Source organism: Croceicoccus marinus (genome assembly GCF_001661675.2).
Lineage (GTDB): Bacteria > Pseudomonadota > Alphaproteobacteria > Sphingomonadales > Sphingomonadaceae > Croceicoccus > Croceicoccus marinus.
Genome location: NZ_CP019602.1, coordinates 1,682,341 through 1,697,477 on the forward strand (window position 1 = coordinate 1,682,341; position 15,137 = coordinate 1,697,477).

The 15,137-nt window shown below is 66.6% G+C and carries 14 protein-coding genes; 9 read left to right on the top strand and 5 right to left on the bottom strand.

Going from position 1 to position 15,137, the window contains the following annotated elements; translation table 11 throughout:
* Window positions 1-42: 42 nt before the first annotated feature.
* Complete coding sequence (gene aspS / locus A9D14_RS07940; RefSeq protein WP_066845000.1) at window positions 43-1,860, bottom strand: aspartate--tRNA ligase; 1,818 nt, start codon at window positions 1,858-1,860, stop codon at window positions 43-45.
* A 446-nt stretch (window positions 1,861-2,306) separates the two neighbouring features.
* Here aspS and A9D14_RS07945 point away from each other — a divergent pair, with 446 nt between their 5' ends.
* The 4 genes from A9D14_RS07945 to A9D14_RS07960 all read left to right on the top strand — a co-directional run bounded on the left by A9D14_RS07945 (window position 2,307) and on the right by A9D14_RS07960 (window position 6,509).
* Window positions 2,307-3,287, top strand: a complete 981-nt coding sequence (locus A9D14_RS07945) for a hypothetical protein (RefSeq protein WP_066845003.1) — start codon at window positions 2,307-2,309, stop codon at window positions 3,285-3,287.
* Between the two features lie 114 nt (window positions 3,288-3,401).
* Window positions 3,402-4,601, top strand: coding sequence for a ribonuclease D (rnd, locus tag A9D14_RS07950; protein WP_066848607.1), 1,200 nt, complete (start codon window positions 3,402-3,404; stop codon window positions 4,599-4,601).
* A 6-nt stretch (window positions 4,602-4,607) separates the two neighbouring features.
* Window positions 4,608-5,507, top strand: coding sequence for a hydrogen peroxide-inducible genes activator (locus A9D14_RS07955; RefSeq protein ID WP_066845007.1), 900 nt, complete (start codon window positions 4,608-4,610; stop codon window positions 5,505-5,507).
* A gap of 15 nt (window positions 5,508-5,522) precedes the next feature.
* A complete protein-coding gene (locus A9D14_RS07960; RefSeq protein ID WP_066845009.1) occupies window positions 5,523-6,509 on the top strand; it encodes a threonine ammonia-lyase in 987 nt (328 codons plus the stop codon).
* On the opposite strand, the gene rimM is transcribed toward A9D14_RS07960, so the two are convergent.
* The 3 genes from rimM to ffh are packed head-to-tail and all read right to left on the bottom strand — an operon-like array spanning window position 6,506 to window position 9,094.
* Window positions 6,506-7,030 carry a ribosome maturation factor RimM gene (gene rimM / locus A9D14_RS07965; RefSeq protein ID WP_066845012.1) on the bottom strand — a complete coding sequence of 175 codons (525 nt, stop codon included), beginning with the start codon at window positions 7,028-7,030 and terminating at the stop codon, window positions 6,506-6,508. The genes A9D14_RS07960 and rimM overlap by 4 nt on opposite strands.
* A gap of 26 nt (window positions 7,031-7,056) precedes the next feature.
* A complete protein-coding gene (gene rpsP, locus A9D14_RS07970) occupies window positions 7,057-7,542 on the bottom strand; it encodes a 30S ribosomal protein S16 (protein WP_066845014.1) in 486 nt (161 codons plus the stop codon).
* A gap of 49 nt (window positions 7,543-7,591) precedes the next feature.
* Window positions 7,592-9,094, bottom strand: coding sequence for a signal recognition particle protein (gene ffh, locus A9D14_RS07975; RefSeq protein ID WP_066845016.1), 1,503 nt, complete (start codon window positions 9,092-9,094; stop codon window positions 7,592-7,594).
* A 379-nt stretch (window positions 9,095-9,473) separates the two neighbouring features.
* On the opposite strand from ffh, the gene A9D14_RS07980 reads away from it, so the two are divergent.
* The 5 genes from A9D14_RS07980 to A9D14_RS08000 all read left to right on the top strand — a co-directional run bounded on the left by A9D14_RS07980 (window position 9,474) and on the right by A9D14_RS08000 (window position 14,829).
* Window positions 9,474-11,153: a putative bifunctional diguanylate cyclase/phosphodiesterase gene (locus tag A9D14_RS07980; RefSeq protein WP_083987787.1), complete on the top strand. Its 1,680-nt coding sequence runs from the start codon at window positions 9,474-9,476 to the stop codon at window positions 11,151-11,153.
* 70 nt (window positions 11,154-11,223) lie between these two features.
* Window positions 11,224-12,048: a diaminopimelate epimerase gene (gene dapF, locus A9D14_RS07985; RefSeq protein WP_066845018.1), complete on the top strand. Its 825-nt coding sequence runs from the start codon at window positions 11,224-11,226 to the stop codon at window positions 12,046-12,048.
* A 53-nt stretch (window positions 12,049-12,101) separates the two neighbouring features.
* Complete coding sequence (locus A9D14_RS07990; RefSeq protein WP_066848613.1) at window positions 12,102-13,259, top strand: MiaB/RimO family radical SAM methylthiotransferase; 1,158 nt, start codon at window positions 12,102-12,104, stop codon at window positions 13,257-13,259.
* Window positions 13,256-14,176, top strand: coding sequence for a signal recognition particle-docking protein FtsY (gene ftsY, locus A9D14_RS07995; RefSeq protein ID WP_066845021.1), 921 nt, complete (start codon window positions 13,256-13,258; stop codon window positions 14,174-14,176). Before A9D14_RS07990 ends, ftsY begins: the two co-directional genes overlap by 4 nt.
* Window positions 14,176-14,829, top strand: a complete 654-nt coding sequence (locus A9D14_RS08000; protein WP_066848616.1) for an inner membrane-spanning protein YciB — start codon at window positions 14,176-14,178, stop codon at window positions 14,827-14,829. Before ftsY ends, A9D14_RS08000 begins: the two co-directional genes overlap by 1 nt.
* Window positions 14,830-14,897: 68 nt before the next feature.
* Here the strand turns inward: A9D14_RS08000 and A9D14_RS19425 are convergent, their stop codons facing one another.
* On the bottom strand, window positions 14,898-15,047 hold the full coding sequence (locus A9D14_RS19425) for a hypothetical protein (RefSeq protein WP_157668173.1): 150 nt from the start codon (window positions 15,045-15,047) through the stop codon (window positions 14,898-14,900).
* Window positions 15,048-15,137: the final 90 nt, after the last annotated feature.

The window sequence follows — 15,137 nt, forward strand, 5'->3', positions numbered from 1 at the left end:
ACCGCCATCCGGCCGCGATTGCCAGCGCCCGCATCGCCCGCCTCACTCGCCGATCTGGTCGACGCGAACCTTCTCGGCCTCGCTCGCCTTGGGCTGCTCGACCGTGCGGATCGACAGCTCGCGCAGCTGTTTCGGGCTTACCACGCTGGGCGCGCCCATCATCAGGTCCTGCGCGCGCTGGTTCATCGGGAAGGCGATGACCTCGCGGATGTTCGGCTCGTCCGCCAGCAGCATGACGATGCGGTCGATGCCGGGCGCCGAACCGCCATGCGGCGGGGCACCATATTTGAACGCGTTGATCATCCCTGAGAAATTCGCCTCGACCTCTTCCTTCGAATAGCCCGCGATCTCGAACGCCTTGAACATGATGTCGGGGCGATGGTTCCGGATCGCGCCCGACGACAGCTCGTAACCGTTGCACACGATGTCGTACTGCCACGCGAGGATGTCGAGCGGGTCCTGCGTCTCCAGCGCTTCCATCTCGCCCTGCGGCATCGAGAACGGGTTGTGGCTGAAATCGACCTTCTTCAGATCCTCGTCATATTCGAACATCGGGAAGTCGACGATCCAGCAGAACTTGAAGCAGCCCTGCTCGATCAGGCCCAGTTCCTCGGCCGTGCGAGTGCGCGCGGCGCCGGCCAGCTTGGCCGCGTCCTTTTCCTTGCCCGCCGCGAAGAACAGGCCGTCGTCGGGGCCAAGGCCCAGTTCGTTGTACAGCTCTTCCATGCGCTCGGGCCCGTGGTTCTTGGCGATCGGGCCGCCGAATTCGCCGCCCTTGCGGGTGACATAGCCCAGCCCGGCGAAGCCTTCCTGGCGCGCCCAGTTGTTCATGTCGTCGAAGAACTTGCGGCTCTTGTCCGCGGTGTTCGGCGCGGGGATCACGCGCACCTTGCCGCCCGAACCGACGATCTTCTCGAACAGGCCGAAGCCGGACTGTTCGAAATGGCTGGTCACGTCCGAGATGATCAGCGGGTTGCGCAGGTCGGGCTTGTCGCTGCCGTATTTCAGCAGCGCCTCGGCATAGGGGATGCGGGGGAATTCGCCCGCGGGCGTCACCGTCTTGCCGCCCGAGAATTCCTCGAACACGCCGGCCAGCACCGGCTCCAGCGTCTGGAACACGTCTTCCTGCGTGACATAGCTCATCTCGAAGTCAAGCTGGTAGAATTCGGGGCTGCGGTCGGCGCGCAGATCCTCGTCGCGGAAGCAGGGCGCGATCTGGAAATAGCGGTCGAAACCGGCGACCATCAGCAGCTGCTTGAACATTTGCGGCGCCTGCGGCAGCGCATAGAAGCGCCCCGGATGCATGCGCGCGGGCACCAGGTAATCGCGCGCACCCTCGGGACTGGACGCGCCCAGGATCGGGGTCTGGAACTCGGTGAAGCCCTTGTCGGTCATGCGGCGGCGGATCGAGGAGATGACCTTCGAACGCAGCACGATGTTCGCATGCACCTTGTCGCGCCGCAGGTCGAGGAAGCGGTTCTTCAGCCGGATCTCCTCGGGGTATTCCTGCTCGCCCGCGACGGGCATGGGAAGTTCCTCGGCCCGGCTCTGCACGGTGATGCCGCGGGCATAGACCTCGATCTCGCCGGTGGGCAGGTTCGCGTTGACCGTGCTCTCGCTGCGGGCCTTGACCTCGCCGTCGATGGTGACGACCGATTCCACGCGCAGCCCGTCCAGCACCTGCAGCGCGGGACTGTCCTCGTCCGCGACGATCTGGGTGATGCCGTAATGGTCGCGCAGGTCGACGAACAGCACGCCGCCATGGTCGCGCTTGCGATGGATCCAGCCCGACAGGCGGATCGTCTCGCCGACATTCGTCGCCGTCAGGGCGCCGCAGGTGTGGGTGCGATAGGCATGCATGGAAAGGGTTCGCTTCTCGTCTTGGTCTGGATGGGCAGGCAGCCCTTGCCGGGCCGCCGAAATCGAATGTTGCGCCGCGCACTATGCCAATCCGGGCGGCTTTTCCAGTGGGCGCTTGCGGGGCCGCGCGCATTTCCCGGATCCTGTTGCCGCACCCCGGATTACAGGGGTCTGCGGTTACCCGATGTTAAGCCTGTCGTGCGATAGGCAAGCGCTCCGCTCGGCACGCCGCAAGCCTGCCGTTACGGGCAAGGGGCGGCGGGACGGCTGGCGCGGATATTCAGTCGCTCCTTCCGCCTCTTGATTGCAGCGCAAGGTCCCGATTCCGCTCGATTTGCGCCGCGATCATGGCGCCGCGTTAAGCATGCCGGCCAAGCGATTCTTAACCAAAGGCCGATTATGACGGACGGGATGCACCGCAAAACGTGCGCCAGGAGAAATTGTTCATGTCCGTAACCGACATCTTCGCCAGCGAGATCTTCGAGTCTGCAGACGAGCTTGACCAGTTCCTTGGCAATGTCGAATCGCTGATGCGGCGCGGCCAGCCCGACGTGGCTGCCACGCTGATCGAGGCGCAGCTGATGGAACTGGACGACGGACGCCACGACATCGCGAAGCTGGCGCAGGCGACGCCCGTCAGCGCGGTGCGCCTGATCGGCTGGGAAGTGCTGGACCAGACGCTGCGCAAGATCGACCGGCCCGACCAGCCGGTCACCGCCATGTCGATCGACATCAGCGGTCCGATGTCCCTGCCCGCCCCCGATCCGGACAAGAGCAGCTTTCGCGAACCCGACCTCGAAACGCTCTATTTCACCGACACCGCCTTCGGTTTCAGCCGCGCCGGGCGCGAGGAGATCAACCACGGCTATGGCCGCAAGGCAGGCGTATGGCGCAGCGCGTTCGAGGAAGCGGGCGCCGAGGTTCAGGTGCGCGGTCTTGGCGGCATCTACGGCGAAACGCTCGCTTATGAACGCCGGCACCATGACGGTTTGCTCACGCGTCCCGCCGATTGCGATGCGCTGGCGCTGGGCCACGCCTTTGTCGCGGTACGCCTGCACCAGGCGATCCGCGCCGTGATCGAGGGACGCGGCCTGCCGCGCGCGATCACCGTGATGGTGGGCAGCAACGAGAGCTATCCCTTCTTCGACGCCCCCGTGTACACGCGCACCGAATATTACGATTTGATCGAGGACGGCGAGGACGGCGAGGTCGAGGAATCCAAATTCGCCAGCCTCTCGCTCGCTCCGCGTCCGGCAGACTATGATCCGGGCAGCATCTTCCAGGACGACAGCCAGGTCAGCGGCACCAGCCTGCGCCGCCGCATCCGCGAGGCCGCCCCGGTCGAGGAACCCGCAAACGACACCGCCCCTGCCTCTGCCAGCCTGGTTGCCAGCCTGTTCGGACGCCTGCGCCGCCGCCCTGCCTGACGACACCGCGCCCATCCGGGCTGCCAAAAGGATCGTCACCCGCAAAAAAGGGGGGGATGCGGCCCCGACGCATGATTGCAAGCGGCGTTCATGCAGCGTAACCCGCCCGAAGCCATGAAAATTCACGAACTGATCACCACGACCGAAGCGCTGGCCGACATCTGCGAGCGGATGGCCACGGCGGATTTCGTCGCTGTCGACACCGAATTCATGCGGGAATCGACCTATTGGCCGCTGCTCTGCCTCGTCCAGATCTCCGACGGGAAGGAAGCCGCCGCGATCGATCCACTGGCCGAGGGCATCGACCTCAAGCCCCTGCTCGACCTGCTGACCGAGAACGAGGAGGTCCTGAAGGTCTTCCACGCGGGCGGCCAGGACGTCGAGATCATCTATAACCTCACGAACAAGACCCCGCATCCGATCTTCGACACGCAGATCGCGATGATGGCGATCAGCCAGTCCGAACAGATCGGCTATTCCAACCTGGTCGACAGCTGGCTGGGCATCCAGGTCGACAAGGGCGCGCGCTTCACCGACTGGAGCCGCCGCCCGCTGACCGAACGCCAGATCGAATATGCCATCGGCGACGTCACCTATCTGTCGCGCATCTTCCCCAAGATGCTGAAGAAGCTGATCAAGACCGGCCGCGGCGAATGGCTGAACCGCGAGATGGAGCGGCTTGCCGACCCCGAGAACTATGCCACCGATCCCGAGACATTGTGGCACCGCATCCGTTCGACCGGCCGCAATCCGCAGGTGCTGGGCCGGCTGAAGGCGCTGGCCGCCTGGCGTGAGACCGAGGCGCAGGACAAGAACATCCCGCGCGGCCGCATCATCCGCGACGAGACGCTGGCCGACCTCGCCAGCCATCCGCCCAAGAAGCAGGGCGACCTGGCCAAGGTGCGCGGCCTGTCGGGCGGCTGGAAGGACAACGACATCGGCAAGCGCCTGATGAAGGTACTGGAGGAGGCGGAGCCCCTGCCCAAGGCCGAAATGCCCGAACGCAAGACGGGCGTGGCTCTCGGCAAGGAAGGGGCGCTGGTCGCCGACCTGCTCAAGCTGCTGCTCAAGATCCGCAGCCGCGAGATCGACGTCGCCTCGCGCCTGATCGCGCGCGCCGACGACCTGGAAGCTTTGGCCGCCGGGGTCCGCAAGAACCTGCCGATGCTGGAAGGATGGCGCTACCAGGAATTCGGCCGCGACGCGCTGGATTTGGTCGAGGGCAAGCTGGCCTTCGCGGTCGAGAACGGGCAATTGAAGATGACCCACATCGACGATGTCCCCGAAACCGCCGAGCCGGAAGCGACGGAATAGGACGCCTTGAAGAACACCTATCTGCCGACGCTGAAGCAGCTGCAATATCTGCTGGCGCTGCATGAAAAGCGCCATTTCGGGCGCGCGGCTGAAAGCTGCTACGTCTCGCAGTCGACCCTGTCCGCCGGCATCCGCGAGCTGGAATCGCTGCTGGGCGTGACGCTGGTCGAACGCACCCGCCGCGTGGTGCGCTTCACGCCGCTGGGCGAGCGTGTGGTGGCCAAGGCGCATGTCCTGCTGCGCGAGGCGGAGGAACTGGCCGAGCTGGTGCAATCCGCGGGCAAGCCATTGTCGGGCGAATTGCGCATGAGCGTGATCCCCACCATCGCCCCCTTCCTGCTGCCGCGCATCCTGCCGCGCCTGCGTAAGGAACGCCCCAGCCTCAAGCTCTTCCTGCGCGAGGAGCCGAGCGCCGATGCCATCGAATCGCTGCAGCACGGGCGCGCCGATTGCGTGCTGCTCGCCCTGCCCTTCGCCACGGGCGAGGTAGAGAGCGAGGTGCTGTTCGACGACCGCCTGTTCGTCGCTTTCCCCAAGGACGACCCCCGCGACCCACCCGAGCAGATCCCCCCGTCGATGATCGACGAGGCGCGCCTGCTGCTGCTGGAGGACGGGCATTGTCTGAAAGAACACGCGCTGGCGGCCTGCAACCGCCCCGAACTGCGTGCGTCCGCGACCATGATCGGCACTTCGCTGCACACGCTGGTGCAGATGGTGGACAATGGCCTCGGCCTAACCATGCTGCCAGAAATGGCGCTTGAGGCGGGGATACTGGACGGCACCAATGTCGTCGCCCGCCCGCTGAAATCGAAGAACGCCACGCGCCAGATCGCGCTGGTGTGGCGGCGCGGCTCTCCGCGCGCGGACGAATTCCGGCTGCTGGCCGCCGAATTGCGCCAGGGCTAGCGGACGCGCCCATCGATGAAGTCCCCGCTCGCCATCGGCCCGCGCGACGTGGAAGACGCAGCCGACATCATTCGCGGGGTCGCGGTGCGGACGCCGCTGCTGCGTTCCCCCTTCCTCGACGAAAGGACCGGCCGGCAGGTCTTGCTGAAGTTCGAGGGCGCGCAGATCGGCGGCGCCTTCAAGTTTCGCGGCGCCTACAACCGGCTGGCGCGCATCCGCGAAGAGGACCGCGCGAAGGGTGTGGTCGCATGGTCGTCGGGCAATCACGCGCAAGGCGTGGCGGCAGCGGCGCGCATCTTGGGCATTCCCGCCACCATCGTCATGCCCGCCGACGCCCCCGCGATGAAGCTGGCGAACACGCGCTCGCTGGGGGCGGAAATCGTGCTGTACGACCGCGACACCCAATCGCGCGAGGGGATCGCCACCTCGCTGGCGCAGAACCGGGGGGCGGTGCTAGTGCCGTCCTATGACGACCCCTTCATCATCGCGGGTCAGGGCACCGCAGGGATCGAGATCGTCGAGCAGGCCGAGGAAATGGGCGTGGAAATCGGCCAGGTCCTCGTCTGCTGCGGCGGCGGCGGGCTGGCTGCGGGTATCGCGACCGCCGTCAAGGACCGGCTGCCACAGACCGCGATCCACCCGGTCGAACCGGCGGCGTTCGACGATACAGCCCGCTCGCTGCGGACCGGGCGGCGGGTGACGGTGCGACCTGGCGCAAGATCGATCTGCGACGCGCTGCTGGCGCCGACGCCTGGCGCGCTGACATTTCCGATCAACAAGGCGCTGCTGTCGGAAGGCCTGGCGGTCACCGACGGGGAAGTGCGCGCCGCGATGCGCTATGCGTTCGAAGTGCTGAAGCTGGTGGTGGAGCCGGGCGGCGCGGTCGCTCTGGCGGCGCTGCTGGCGGGCAAGGCACCGCCCAGCGACAAGGCGACGGTGGCGGTCATCTCGGGCTCCAACGTCGATGCCGCCCTGTTCGCGGACATCATTGGCACCGCTTAATCCGCCGCGAAATCCGCCGCGATCACGATCCGCCGCGCATCCCATTCGGGCACCGCTTCGGGCCGCATCGGCACCATGAAGCGCTTGGGCTTCTCGCCCTCTGCTGCAGGGCGCTCGATCTCGATCACGTCGCCCGCGCCGTAATTGTCGATCGCGATCACCGTGCCCAGGGCCTCGCCCGCGTCCGATACGGCGGACAGGCCCAGCAGATCGGCGTGATAATACTCGCCCTCTTCCAGCGGAGGCAATTCCTCGCGCGAGACGGTCAGCACCATGCCGCGCAAGGCCTCGGCCGCGTTGCGGTTCTCGACGCCGACCAGCTTCGCGATGGCGCCGCCCTTGCCGTCGTCGCGCAAGGTCTTCGGCGTGATCTCGCGGCTTTCGCCCGATGCCTCGCGCAAGAGGGTGAAGGCGCGGAATCGCTTCAGCGACGCCACGCCCTCACCGAACAGCTTCAGCCGGATCTCGCCATTCACGCCGTGCGCGCCGGAAACGGCGGCCAGTACGATGCGGTTCTTCATGGCGAAAAGTCCGACTGCGACCGGGATCAATCCTCGGCCTTTGCCTCTTCCGCGGTCTCGGCGGTCTCGGCAGCCGCACCGTCGGCCGCTGCTTCTTCAGCAGGCGCTTCTTCAGCGGGAGCCTCTGCGGGCTTGTTGGCTTCTTCCTCGGCAGCCTTGCGGGCTTCCTCGGCTTCAGCGGCCTTCGAAGCCTTTTCCTCGGCGCGTTCCTTGGCCTTTTCGCCCGGCTCGGCCTTCTTGGGGTTGTTGCGGGCCGCACGCTCGAGGATGCCGGCGGCGTCAAGGAAGCGCGCGACGCGATCGGTCGGCTGCGCGCCGACGCCCAGCCAGTAACGGATGCGGTCCTCGGTCAGCTTGACGCGGTCTTCCGAATCCTTGGGCAGGACCGGGTTGTAGATGCCGACCTGCTCAAGATACTTGCCGTCGCGCGGGCTGCGCGTGTCGGAAACGACGACGCGGTAATAAGGACGCTTCTTCGCGCCACCGCGCGCCAGACGAATTGCAATTGCCATATCAAACTACCTTTCGAACGATATTCAAATAACTGAAATTACGGTTAAATCATTTCTTCTTCAGCAGGTCCTGCAGCTCGGGCGGAATGTCTCCGCCGCCCGGAAGGCCCGGCATGCCGCCGCCCCCGCCAAATCCACCTGGGTCGCCGCCAAGCCCCGGCATCGCCGCGCCCAGACCGCCCTTGCCGAACAGCTGGCCAAGGCCCTTCAGCCCGCCCATCTTCTTGATCTGCTTCATGGCCTTGGCCATTTCCTGATGCATTTTCAGAAGCTTGTTCACGTCCTGCACCTGCGTGCCGGACCCTGCCGCGATGCGCTTCTTGCGCCGCGCGTTCAAAAGCTGTGGCTTCTCGCGCTCTTTCGGCGTCATCGACGAGATGATCGCGTCCATGTGGAGCAGGACCTTGTCGTCCATGCCCGACTGCGCCATCGCCGCCTTGGCCTTCTTCATGCCCGGCAGCATGCCCGCGATCGCGCCGATGCCGCCCATCCTGGTCATCTGCTGCAGCTGCATGCGAAGGTCGTTCATGTCGAACTCGCCCTTCGCCATGCGCTTGGCGAGCCGTTCGGCGTCCTCTTCCTTGACGGCGGTCGCGGCCTTTTCGACCATCGACACGATGTCGCCCATGCCCAGGATGCGATTGGCGACGCGCGAGGGATGGAACGCCTCGATCGCGTCGAGCTTTTCGCCCGTGCCCGCGAACTTGATCGGCTTGCCCGTCACCGCGCGCATCGACAGCGCTGCGCCGCCGCGTGCATCGCCGTCCATGCGGGTCAGTACCACGCCGGTCAGCGGCACCTCGCCGGTAAAGCTTTGCGCGACATTGACCGCGTCCTGGCCGGTCAGCGAATCGACGACCAGCAGCACTTCGCGCGGGGTGGAGACGCTGGCGACCGCCTTCATCTCGGCCATCAGCGCTTCGTCGACATGCAGGCGGCCCGCGGTGTCGAGCATCAGCACGTCGAAGCTTTGCAGCTTGGCCGACGAAATCGCGCGATTGGCGATATCGACCGGCTGCTGTCCCGCCACGATCGGCAGCGTCGCCACGCCCGCCTGCTCGCCCAGGATCGCCAGCTGTTCCTGCGCCGCCGGACGATTGACGTCGAGCGAGGCCATCATGACCTTCTTGCCCTCGGTCTCCTTCAGCCGCTTGGCGATCTTGGCGGTGCTGGTCGTTTTACCGGAGCCCTGCAGGCCGACCATCATGATCACGACCGGCGGCTTGGCATCCAGGTCCAGCCCAACCGCATTCTGGGCGGCCTGCGAACTGCCGCCCTCTTCCGGGTCGCCGCCCAGCATCTCGACCAGCGCGTCATTGACGATCTTGACGACCTGCTGACCCGGCGTGACCGAGCGGAGCACTTCGGCGCCGATCGCGCGTTCGGTGACGGTGTCGATGAAACGGCGCACCACCGGAAGCGCGACATCGGCCTCCAGCAGCGCGATCCGCACTTCGCGCATGGCGGTGCGGACATCGTCTTCCTTCAGCGCGCCGCGGCCCCGCAGCGAATCGAAGACATTGCCGAGCCGGTCGGACAGTGCGTCAAACATGGTCGCCTCCGGCTGTCATGCCGCTTCTCCAGTTACGCCCGCCGCGAGAATCGCCGCGAGGCCGTTCAGAACCGGCGCAAAACGCCGAAAACGCCGGTGGGCGAAACCTCGCCGACCAGCGTGTATGTCAATGCGCGCGGTGCCGTGCGTACCGCCCTTGTGCATGATCCCGGCGCCGGCGCACATTGGCACGCCCTCTCCGGTTCGTTGCGCCCATACAGCCAGTCGGCCCCGCTGGCAAGCATTGCGATGTCCGCCGGTCCGCCCCCGCCGCCGCCCGCCGGGCCCCGCCGCCCCTTAACCTCTTTTTTAGGACCTTGCCCCTACCAAACCGTCAGGGCGCCGGAACCGCGCCAGGGCCGTGGAGCAGACATCAGCAATGGGCGACAGCCCCGACATACCCCAGCCAAGGCGTTTCACCGGCCTGACCGACCGATTCGGCCGGGCAGAAGGCGATCTCGTCCTGCTGGGCATCATCTTTGCCGCGATCATCATGCTGGTCGGCCATGCCGGGTCGGTCGTGCCGCAGGTCATCGAATTCGCGCTGGGCAAGGGCGAAGCGCCTCCGCCGTGGGCGGCCAGCGCGGTGCTGCTCAATGTCGCGCTCGTGATCTTCGGCTGGCGCCGCTACAACGAGCTGCTCGGCGAGATAGAGAAAAGCCGCCTGGCCGAGGAAGAGGCACGCGAACTGGCGCTGACCGATCCGCTGACGGGCTCGCTCAACCGCCGATCCGTCCTGCCCCTGACCAGCGAGATGGTGGCAGAGGCCGAGAAGGCCGACAAGGCGGTCGCCTTCATCATGATCGACCTCGACAATTTCAAGCAGATCAACGATCTCAACGGCCACCGCGCGGGCGACTGCATGCTGGTCGAGATTGCGCAGCGCATCCGCGCGCAATTGCCCGCGGGTGCGCGGCTGGCGCGGCTTGGCGGCGACGAATTCGCCTGCGTCGTGCCCTATCACCGATCCGCCCCCGACCTGATCGACCAGCTGGCCACCAGCATCATCGACATCGCGCAGCGCCCCATCGCCATCAATGGCGGAGAGCTGGCTGTGGGCCTGTCCATCGGCCTGTCGACCAGCGTCGAACTGGACCAGCCGGGCGGCAATGCGGCGGGCGAACTGCTGCACATGGCCGACATCGCGATGTATCACGCCAAGAAGATGGGCCGGAACCGCTATGACTGGTTCACGCCCGAGATGGAGCGCGAGCTGAAGCTGCGCAGCGAGCTGGAAAGCGGCATCAGGCGCGGCATCGCGCGCGGCGAATTCGTGCCCTTCTACGAACAGCAGGTTGACGTGGAGACCGGCGAGCTGACCGGCTTCGAGATGCTGGCACGCTGGCAATCGCCCACGCTGGGCCTTGTCACGCCCGACTTCTTCATCTCGGTAGCCGAGGAGATCGGCTGCATCGCCGAACTGTCCGAAGCGGTCATCAGCCAGGCGCTGCGGGACGCCGCCGAATGGGATCCCTCGCTCACCCTCTCGGTCAATATCTCGCCCGTCCAGCTTCGCGATCCATGGTTCGCGCAAAAGCTGCTGAAGATGCTGGCCGAGGCCAAGTTCCCGCCCGACCGGCTCGAGATCGAGGTTACCGAAAGCTGCCTGCACGAGAATATCGGACTGGTGCGCTCGCTGGTGACCAGCCTGAAGAACCAGGGCGTGTCGGTCAGCCTTGACGATTTCGGCACCGGCTATGCGTCCATCGCGCAGCTGCGCGCCCTGCCCTTCGACCGGATCAAGATCGACCGCAGCTTCATCGCCGAGCTGGGCCGCGGCGGCGACAATGCCGCGCTGGTCAGCGCGATCACATCGATCGGCGCGGGCATGCGCCTGCCCGTCACCGCCGAGGGGATCGAGAGCGAGCTGGTGCGCGACAAGCTGCGCGGGCTGGGCCAGTTCAAGGGCCAGGGCTATTTCTATGGCCGCCCCGAGCCTGCCGACAAGGTCCGCGCCCGGTTGAAGAGCGAAGCGCGCCTTGCCGACGATGTCCGCATGGAACCCCGGCTGGGCACCGTCAGACTGGGCGACAGCGATCGCCGCATCGCGGGTGCCTGAAGTTTAAGCGGTTCCGCGCGCCGCACGGGACTGGACGTAGCGCCGCCCGCTGCATAGATGCGGGACCATCATGCGCATACCCTTCACCAAGATGCACGGGCTCGGCAATGATTTCGTCGTGCTCGACGCCCGCGCGCAGGCGCTGCCGCCGATCAATGGCGATATTGCCGCCGCGCTGGCGGACCGCCACACGGGCATCGGCTGCGACCAGCTGGTGCTGATCGAACCGTCGGGCAATGCCGATCTGAAGATGCGCATCTTCAACCACGACGGCGGCGAGGTCGAGGCATGCGGCAATGCCGCGCGCGCGGTTGGCCTGCTGGTGGGCGGCGAGCTGACGATCGAGACATTGGGCGGCACGATCATGGCCCGCCCAGACGCGGCGGGCATCGCGGTCGACATGGGCGAGCCGCGCTTCGACTGGGATGCCATCCCGCTGGCCTATGCGATGGATACGCGGGCCATGCCGGTCGGCTGGGACATGCTGGAAAGCCCGGTAGCCGTGAATGTCGGCAATCCGCACGCGATCTTCTTCGTAGAGGATCTGTCCGCCGTTCCGCTGGGACAGATCGGCCCGGTGATCGAGAAGGACCCGATCTTTCCGCAGGGCATCAACGTCAATGTCGCGCAGATCCTGTCGCGCGATGCGATCCGCCTGCGCGTGTGGGAACGCGGCGCGGGGCTGACCCGTGCCTGCGGCACCGGCGCCTGCTCCACCGCGGTCGGCGCGATGCGGCGCGGGCTGGTGGACCGCAAGGTGACCGTCTCGCTTCCCGGCGGCGACCTCGTCATCGCGTGGGATGAAGACACGCCGGAACGCAAGGGCCGCATCACCATGACCGGCCCCGCGACCATCGCCTATACCGGCAGTTTCGACTGGGGAGCCTACGCTTGAGCGCGCCCTCCACCTTCAAAGGCGAGGTCGTGACGCTGGGCTGCCGCCTCAACATGGCGGAGAGCGAGCGCATCCGCGCCATGCTGGCCGCCAGCGCGCAGCCGACCGTGGTGGTGAACAGCTGCGCCGTGACGCAGGAAGCCGTTCGCCAGACCCGCCGCGCGATCCGCCGCCTGCGCCGCAGCCATCCGGATGCGCGGCTGCTGGTCACCGGATGCGCCGCCGATATCGAGCGTGAGCAGCTTTCCGCCATGGCAGAGGTCGACGGGCTGGTTGCCAATGCCGCCAAGCTCGAGCCGCGCGCATGGCTGGGCGATGCGGCCCTCCCCGCCGCCGCGACCACTCCGCGCGCGCGCACCCGCGCCTTCGTGCCGGTGCAGAACGGCTGCGACCACAGCTGCACCTTCTGCGTCATCCCGCAGGGGCGCGGCGCCAGCCGGTCGCTGCCGGTCGAGGACGTGGTTCGCATCGCCGCCGATCACCTTGCCAATGGCGCGCCAGAGATCGTGCTGACCGGCGTGGACGTGACCAGCTGGGGCCACGACCTGCCCGGCTCGCCCGCGCTCGGCACGCTGGTGCGCGCCATCCTCGACGCGTGCCCCTCGCTCGCGCGGCTGCGCCTCTCCTCCATCGACGGGGCGGAGATCGACCCGCTGCTGGAAGACATGGCCGCGCACGAGCTGCGCCTGATGCCGCATCTCCATCTGTCGCTGCAATCGGGCGACGACATGATCCTCAAGCGCATGAAGCGCCGCCACAGCCGCGCCGACGCGATCCGCCTTGTCGAACGCCTCAAGGCCCGCCGCCCCGACATTGCGGTGGGCGCGGATTTGATCGCGGGCTTCCCAACCGAAACGGATGACATGCACGCCAACAACCTGTCCATCGTCAGCGCCTGCGACATCGTCCACGGCCATATCTTCCCCTTCAGCCCGCGCCCCGGCACGCCTGCCGCGCGAATGCCGCAGGTCGATCCCGTGCGCGTAAAGGCCCGCGCCGCCGAATTGCGCGAAGCCGTCGCCGTACAGCGCGGCCAGTGGCTGGGCGGGCTGGTCGGCACCACCCAGACCGTGCTGGCCGAACGCGACGGCACCGGCCATGCCGAGAACTTCGCGCCGGTGCGCCTGCCCGCCGGCATGGCGCAAGGCGAAACCGCCCGCCTGCGCATGTCCGCGCGCCAGGACGGTCTGCTGATCGGGGAAGCGGCATGAGCGATAGCTGGCAGGACCGCGTCTTCGGCGGCTTTCGCAAGACCTCCGCCCGGCTGGCGGGCAATCTGGCCGGTATCGGCGGGCAGACCCGCCTGACCGACGCACAGCTGGACGAGTTGGAGGATGCGCTGATCCTCTCCGACCTGGGCCCGCGTGCGGCCATGCGGATCCGCGACCGGCTGGCCGACCGCCGCTTCGACCGGGGCGCCGACGAGCAATCGATCCGCCAGGCCGTCGCCGAAGAGATCGCCGAAATCCTGCGCCCCGTCGCCAAGCCGCTGGACGTCACCGCCTTTCCGCGCCCGCATGTGGTGCTGGTCATCGGCGTCAACGGCAGCGGCAAGACGACCACCATCGCCAAGCTGGCCCATCTGTTCCAGGAAGAGGATTACAGCGTCATGCTGGCCGCGGGCGACACCTTCCGCGCCGCCGCCATCGGCCAGCTTCGGGTCTGGGCGGACCGAGTGGGCGTCCCCATCGTCACCGGACCCGAAGGCGGCGATCCCGCCAGCGTGGTCTTTGACGCTGTCAAGGCCGCGACCGAGCGCGGCAGCGACGCGCTGATCGTCGACACCGCCGGCCGCCTTCAGAACAAGCGCGAGCTGATGGACGAGCTGGCCAAGATCCGAAAGGTTCTCGGCCGCCTCAACCCCGCGGCGCCGCATGACGTGGTGCTGGTGCTGGATGCGACCAACGGGCAGAACGCGCTCAGCCAAATCGACGTGTTCAAGGAAGTGGCCGGCGTCACCGGGCTGGTCATGACCAAGCTGGACGGCACCGCACGCGGCGGCGTGCTGGTCGCGGCGGCAGAGCAATACGGCCTGCCGATCCACGCCATCGGCGTCGGCGAGGGGATCGACGATCTGCGCCCCTTCGACCCCGACCTGGTCGCGCGCGTCATAGCGGGAGTGGCATGATGACCGACAAGACCGATACCGCGCCAAAGAAGAAATCAGGCTGGCTCAACCTCGCCATCGATTACGGGCCGCTGCTGATCTTCTTCGTCGTCTATCGCTTTTTCGCCCCCGAGGATTCCAGCAATTCGGTGGCCGAGGTGCTGGCCGTCGTAAAAGGTACCGGCGCGTTCATCGTTGCCGCCCTGATCGCGCTGGGCGTGTCGAAATGGAAGCTGGGGCACATCACCCCGATGCTGATGCTGTCGACCGCGCTGATCGTGTTCTTCGGCGGGCTGACGATCTTCTTCCAGGACCCGGTCTTCGTGCAGGTGAAGCCGACGATCATCTACGTGCTGTTCGCGATCGCTCTGCTGGTCGGCTGGCGCATGGGCAGGCCGCTGCTGAAATATTTGCTGGATGCCGCGTTCGACGGCCTGTCGGATCGCGGCTGGATGACCCTGTCGCGCAACTGGGGCTTCTACTTCGCCGCGCTTGCCGTGCTGAACGAGGTGCTGCGCGCCGCCTTGCCGTTCGAGGACTGGCTGGCGGCCAAGTTCTGGCTGTTCATGCCGCTCTCGTTCCTGTTCACCTTCATGCAGCTTCCGATGATGATGCGCGAAGGGCTTGGCAAGGAAGAGGAGACCGAGGTCGAGACGACCCAGCCTCCGGTTTGAGCGTGCTAGCATGAACGGCTGGCGGGCGGCCTGTTTGGACCGCCCCGCCTCTCGAACGCGCCCGCCTCTCAGGCCGCAGCGTGTTCCGACGCCAGCTGCGTCTGTAGCACGGCGATGCGCTTGCGCTCGTCGGTCCAGCTGCGATTGGGCTGGCCGGTGACCTTGGCGATCAGCTGGCGCAGCTCGTTCTCACGGTCCTTGCGGGTGGTTTCCTGCATCACGACTCTCCTTTCATGCTTTTGCTTTTGGTGCCCGGCACCATAGCATGAAATGCGCCACCATGTTGGCCGTTCCGCCCCGGAAATGAT

What these genes read in the sequence shown, in the direction of transcription:
- aspS (WP_066845000.1), bottom strand. Translation starts at nt 1,860, where the DNA reads ATGCATGCCTATCGCACCCACACCTGCGGCGCCCTGACGGCGACGAAT.
- A9D14_RS07945 (WP_066845003.1), top strand. Translation starts at nt 2,307, where the DNA reads ATGTCCGTAACCGACATCTTCGCCAGCGAGATCTTCGAGTCTGCAGAC.
- rimM (WP_066845012.1), bottom strand. Translation starts at nt 7,030, where the DNA reads ATGAAGAACCGCATCGTACTGGCCGCCGTTTCCGGCGCGCACGGCGTG.
- dapF (WP_066845018.1), top strand. Translation starts at nt 11,224, where the DNA reads ATGCGCATACCCTTCACCAAGATGCACGGGCTCGGCAATGATTTCGTC.
- ftsY (WP_066845021.1), top strand. Translation starts at nt 13,256, where the DNA reads ATGAGCGATAGCTGGCAGGACCGCGTCTTCGGCGGCTTTCGCAAGACC.
- rnd (WP_066848607.1), top strand. Translation starts at nt 3,402, where the DNA reads ATGAAAATTCACGAACTGATCACCACGACCGAAGCGCTGGCCGACATC.
- A9D14_RS07960 (WP_066845009.1), top strand. Translation starts at nt 5,523, where the DNA reads ATGAAGTCCCCGCTCGCCATCGGCCCGCGCGACGTGGAAGACGCAGCC.
- A9D14_RS07980 (WP_083987787.1), top strand. Translation starts at nt 9,474, where the DNA reads ATGGGCGACAGCCCCGACATACCCCAGCCAAGGCGTTTCACCGGCCTG.
- rpsP (WP_066845014.1), bottom strand. Translation starts at nt 7,542, where the DNA reads ATGGCAATTGCAATTCGTCTGGCGCGCGGTGGCGCGAAGAAGCGTCCT.
- A9D14_RS07990 (WP_066848613.1), top strand. Translation starts at nt 12,102, where the DNA reads ATGGCGGAGAGCGAGCGCATCCGCGCCATGCTGGCCGCCAGCGCGCAG.
- ffh (WP_066845016.1), bottom strand. Translation starts at nt 9,094, where the DNA reads ATGTTTGACGCACTGTCCGACCGGCTCGGCAATGTCTTCGATTCGCTG.
- A9D14_RS19425 (WP_157668173.1), bottom strand. Translation starts at nt 15,047, where the DNA reads ATGCAGGAAACCACCCGCAAGGACCGTGAGAACGAGCTGCGCCAGCTG.
- A9D14_RS08000 (WP_066848616.1), top strand. Translation starts at nt 14,176, where the DNA reads ATGACCGACAAGACCGATACCGCGCCAAAGAAGAAATCAGGCTGGCTC.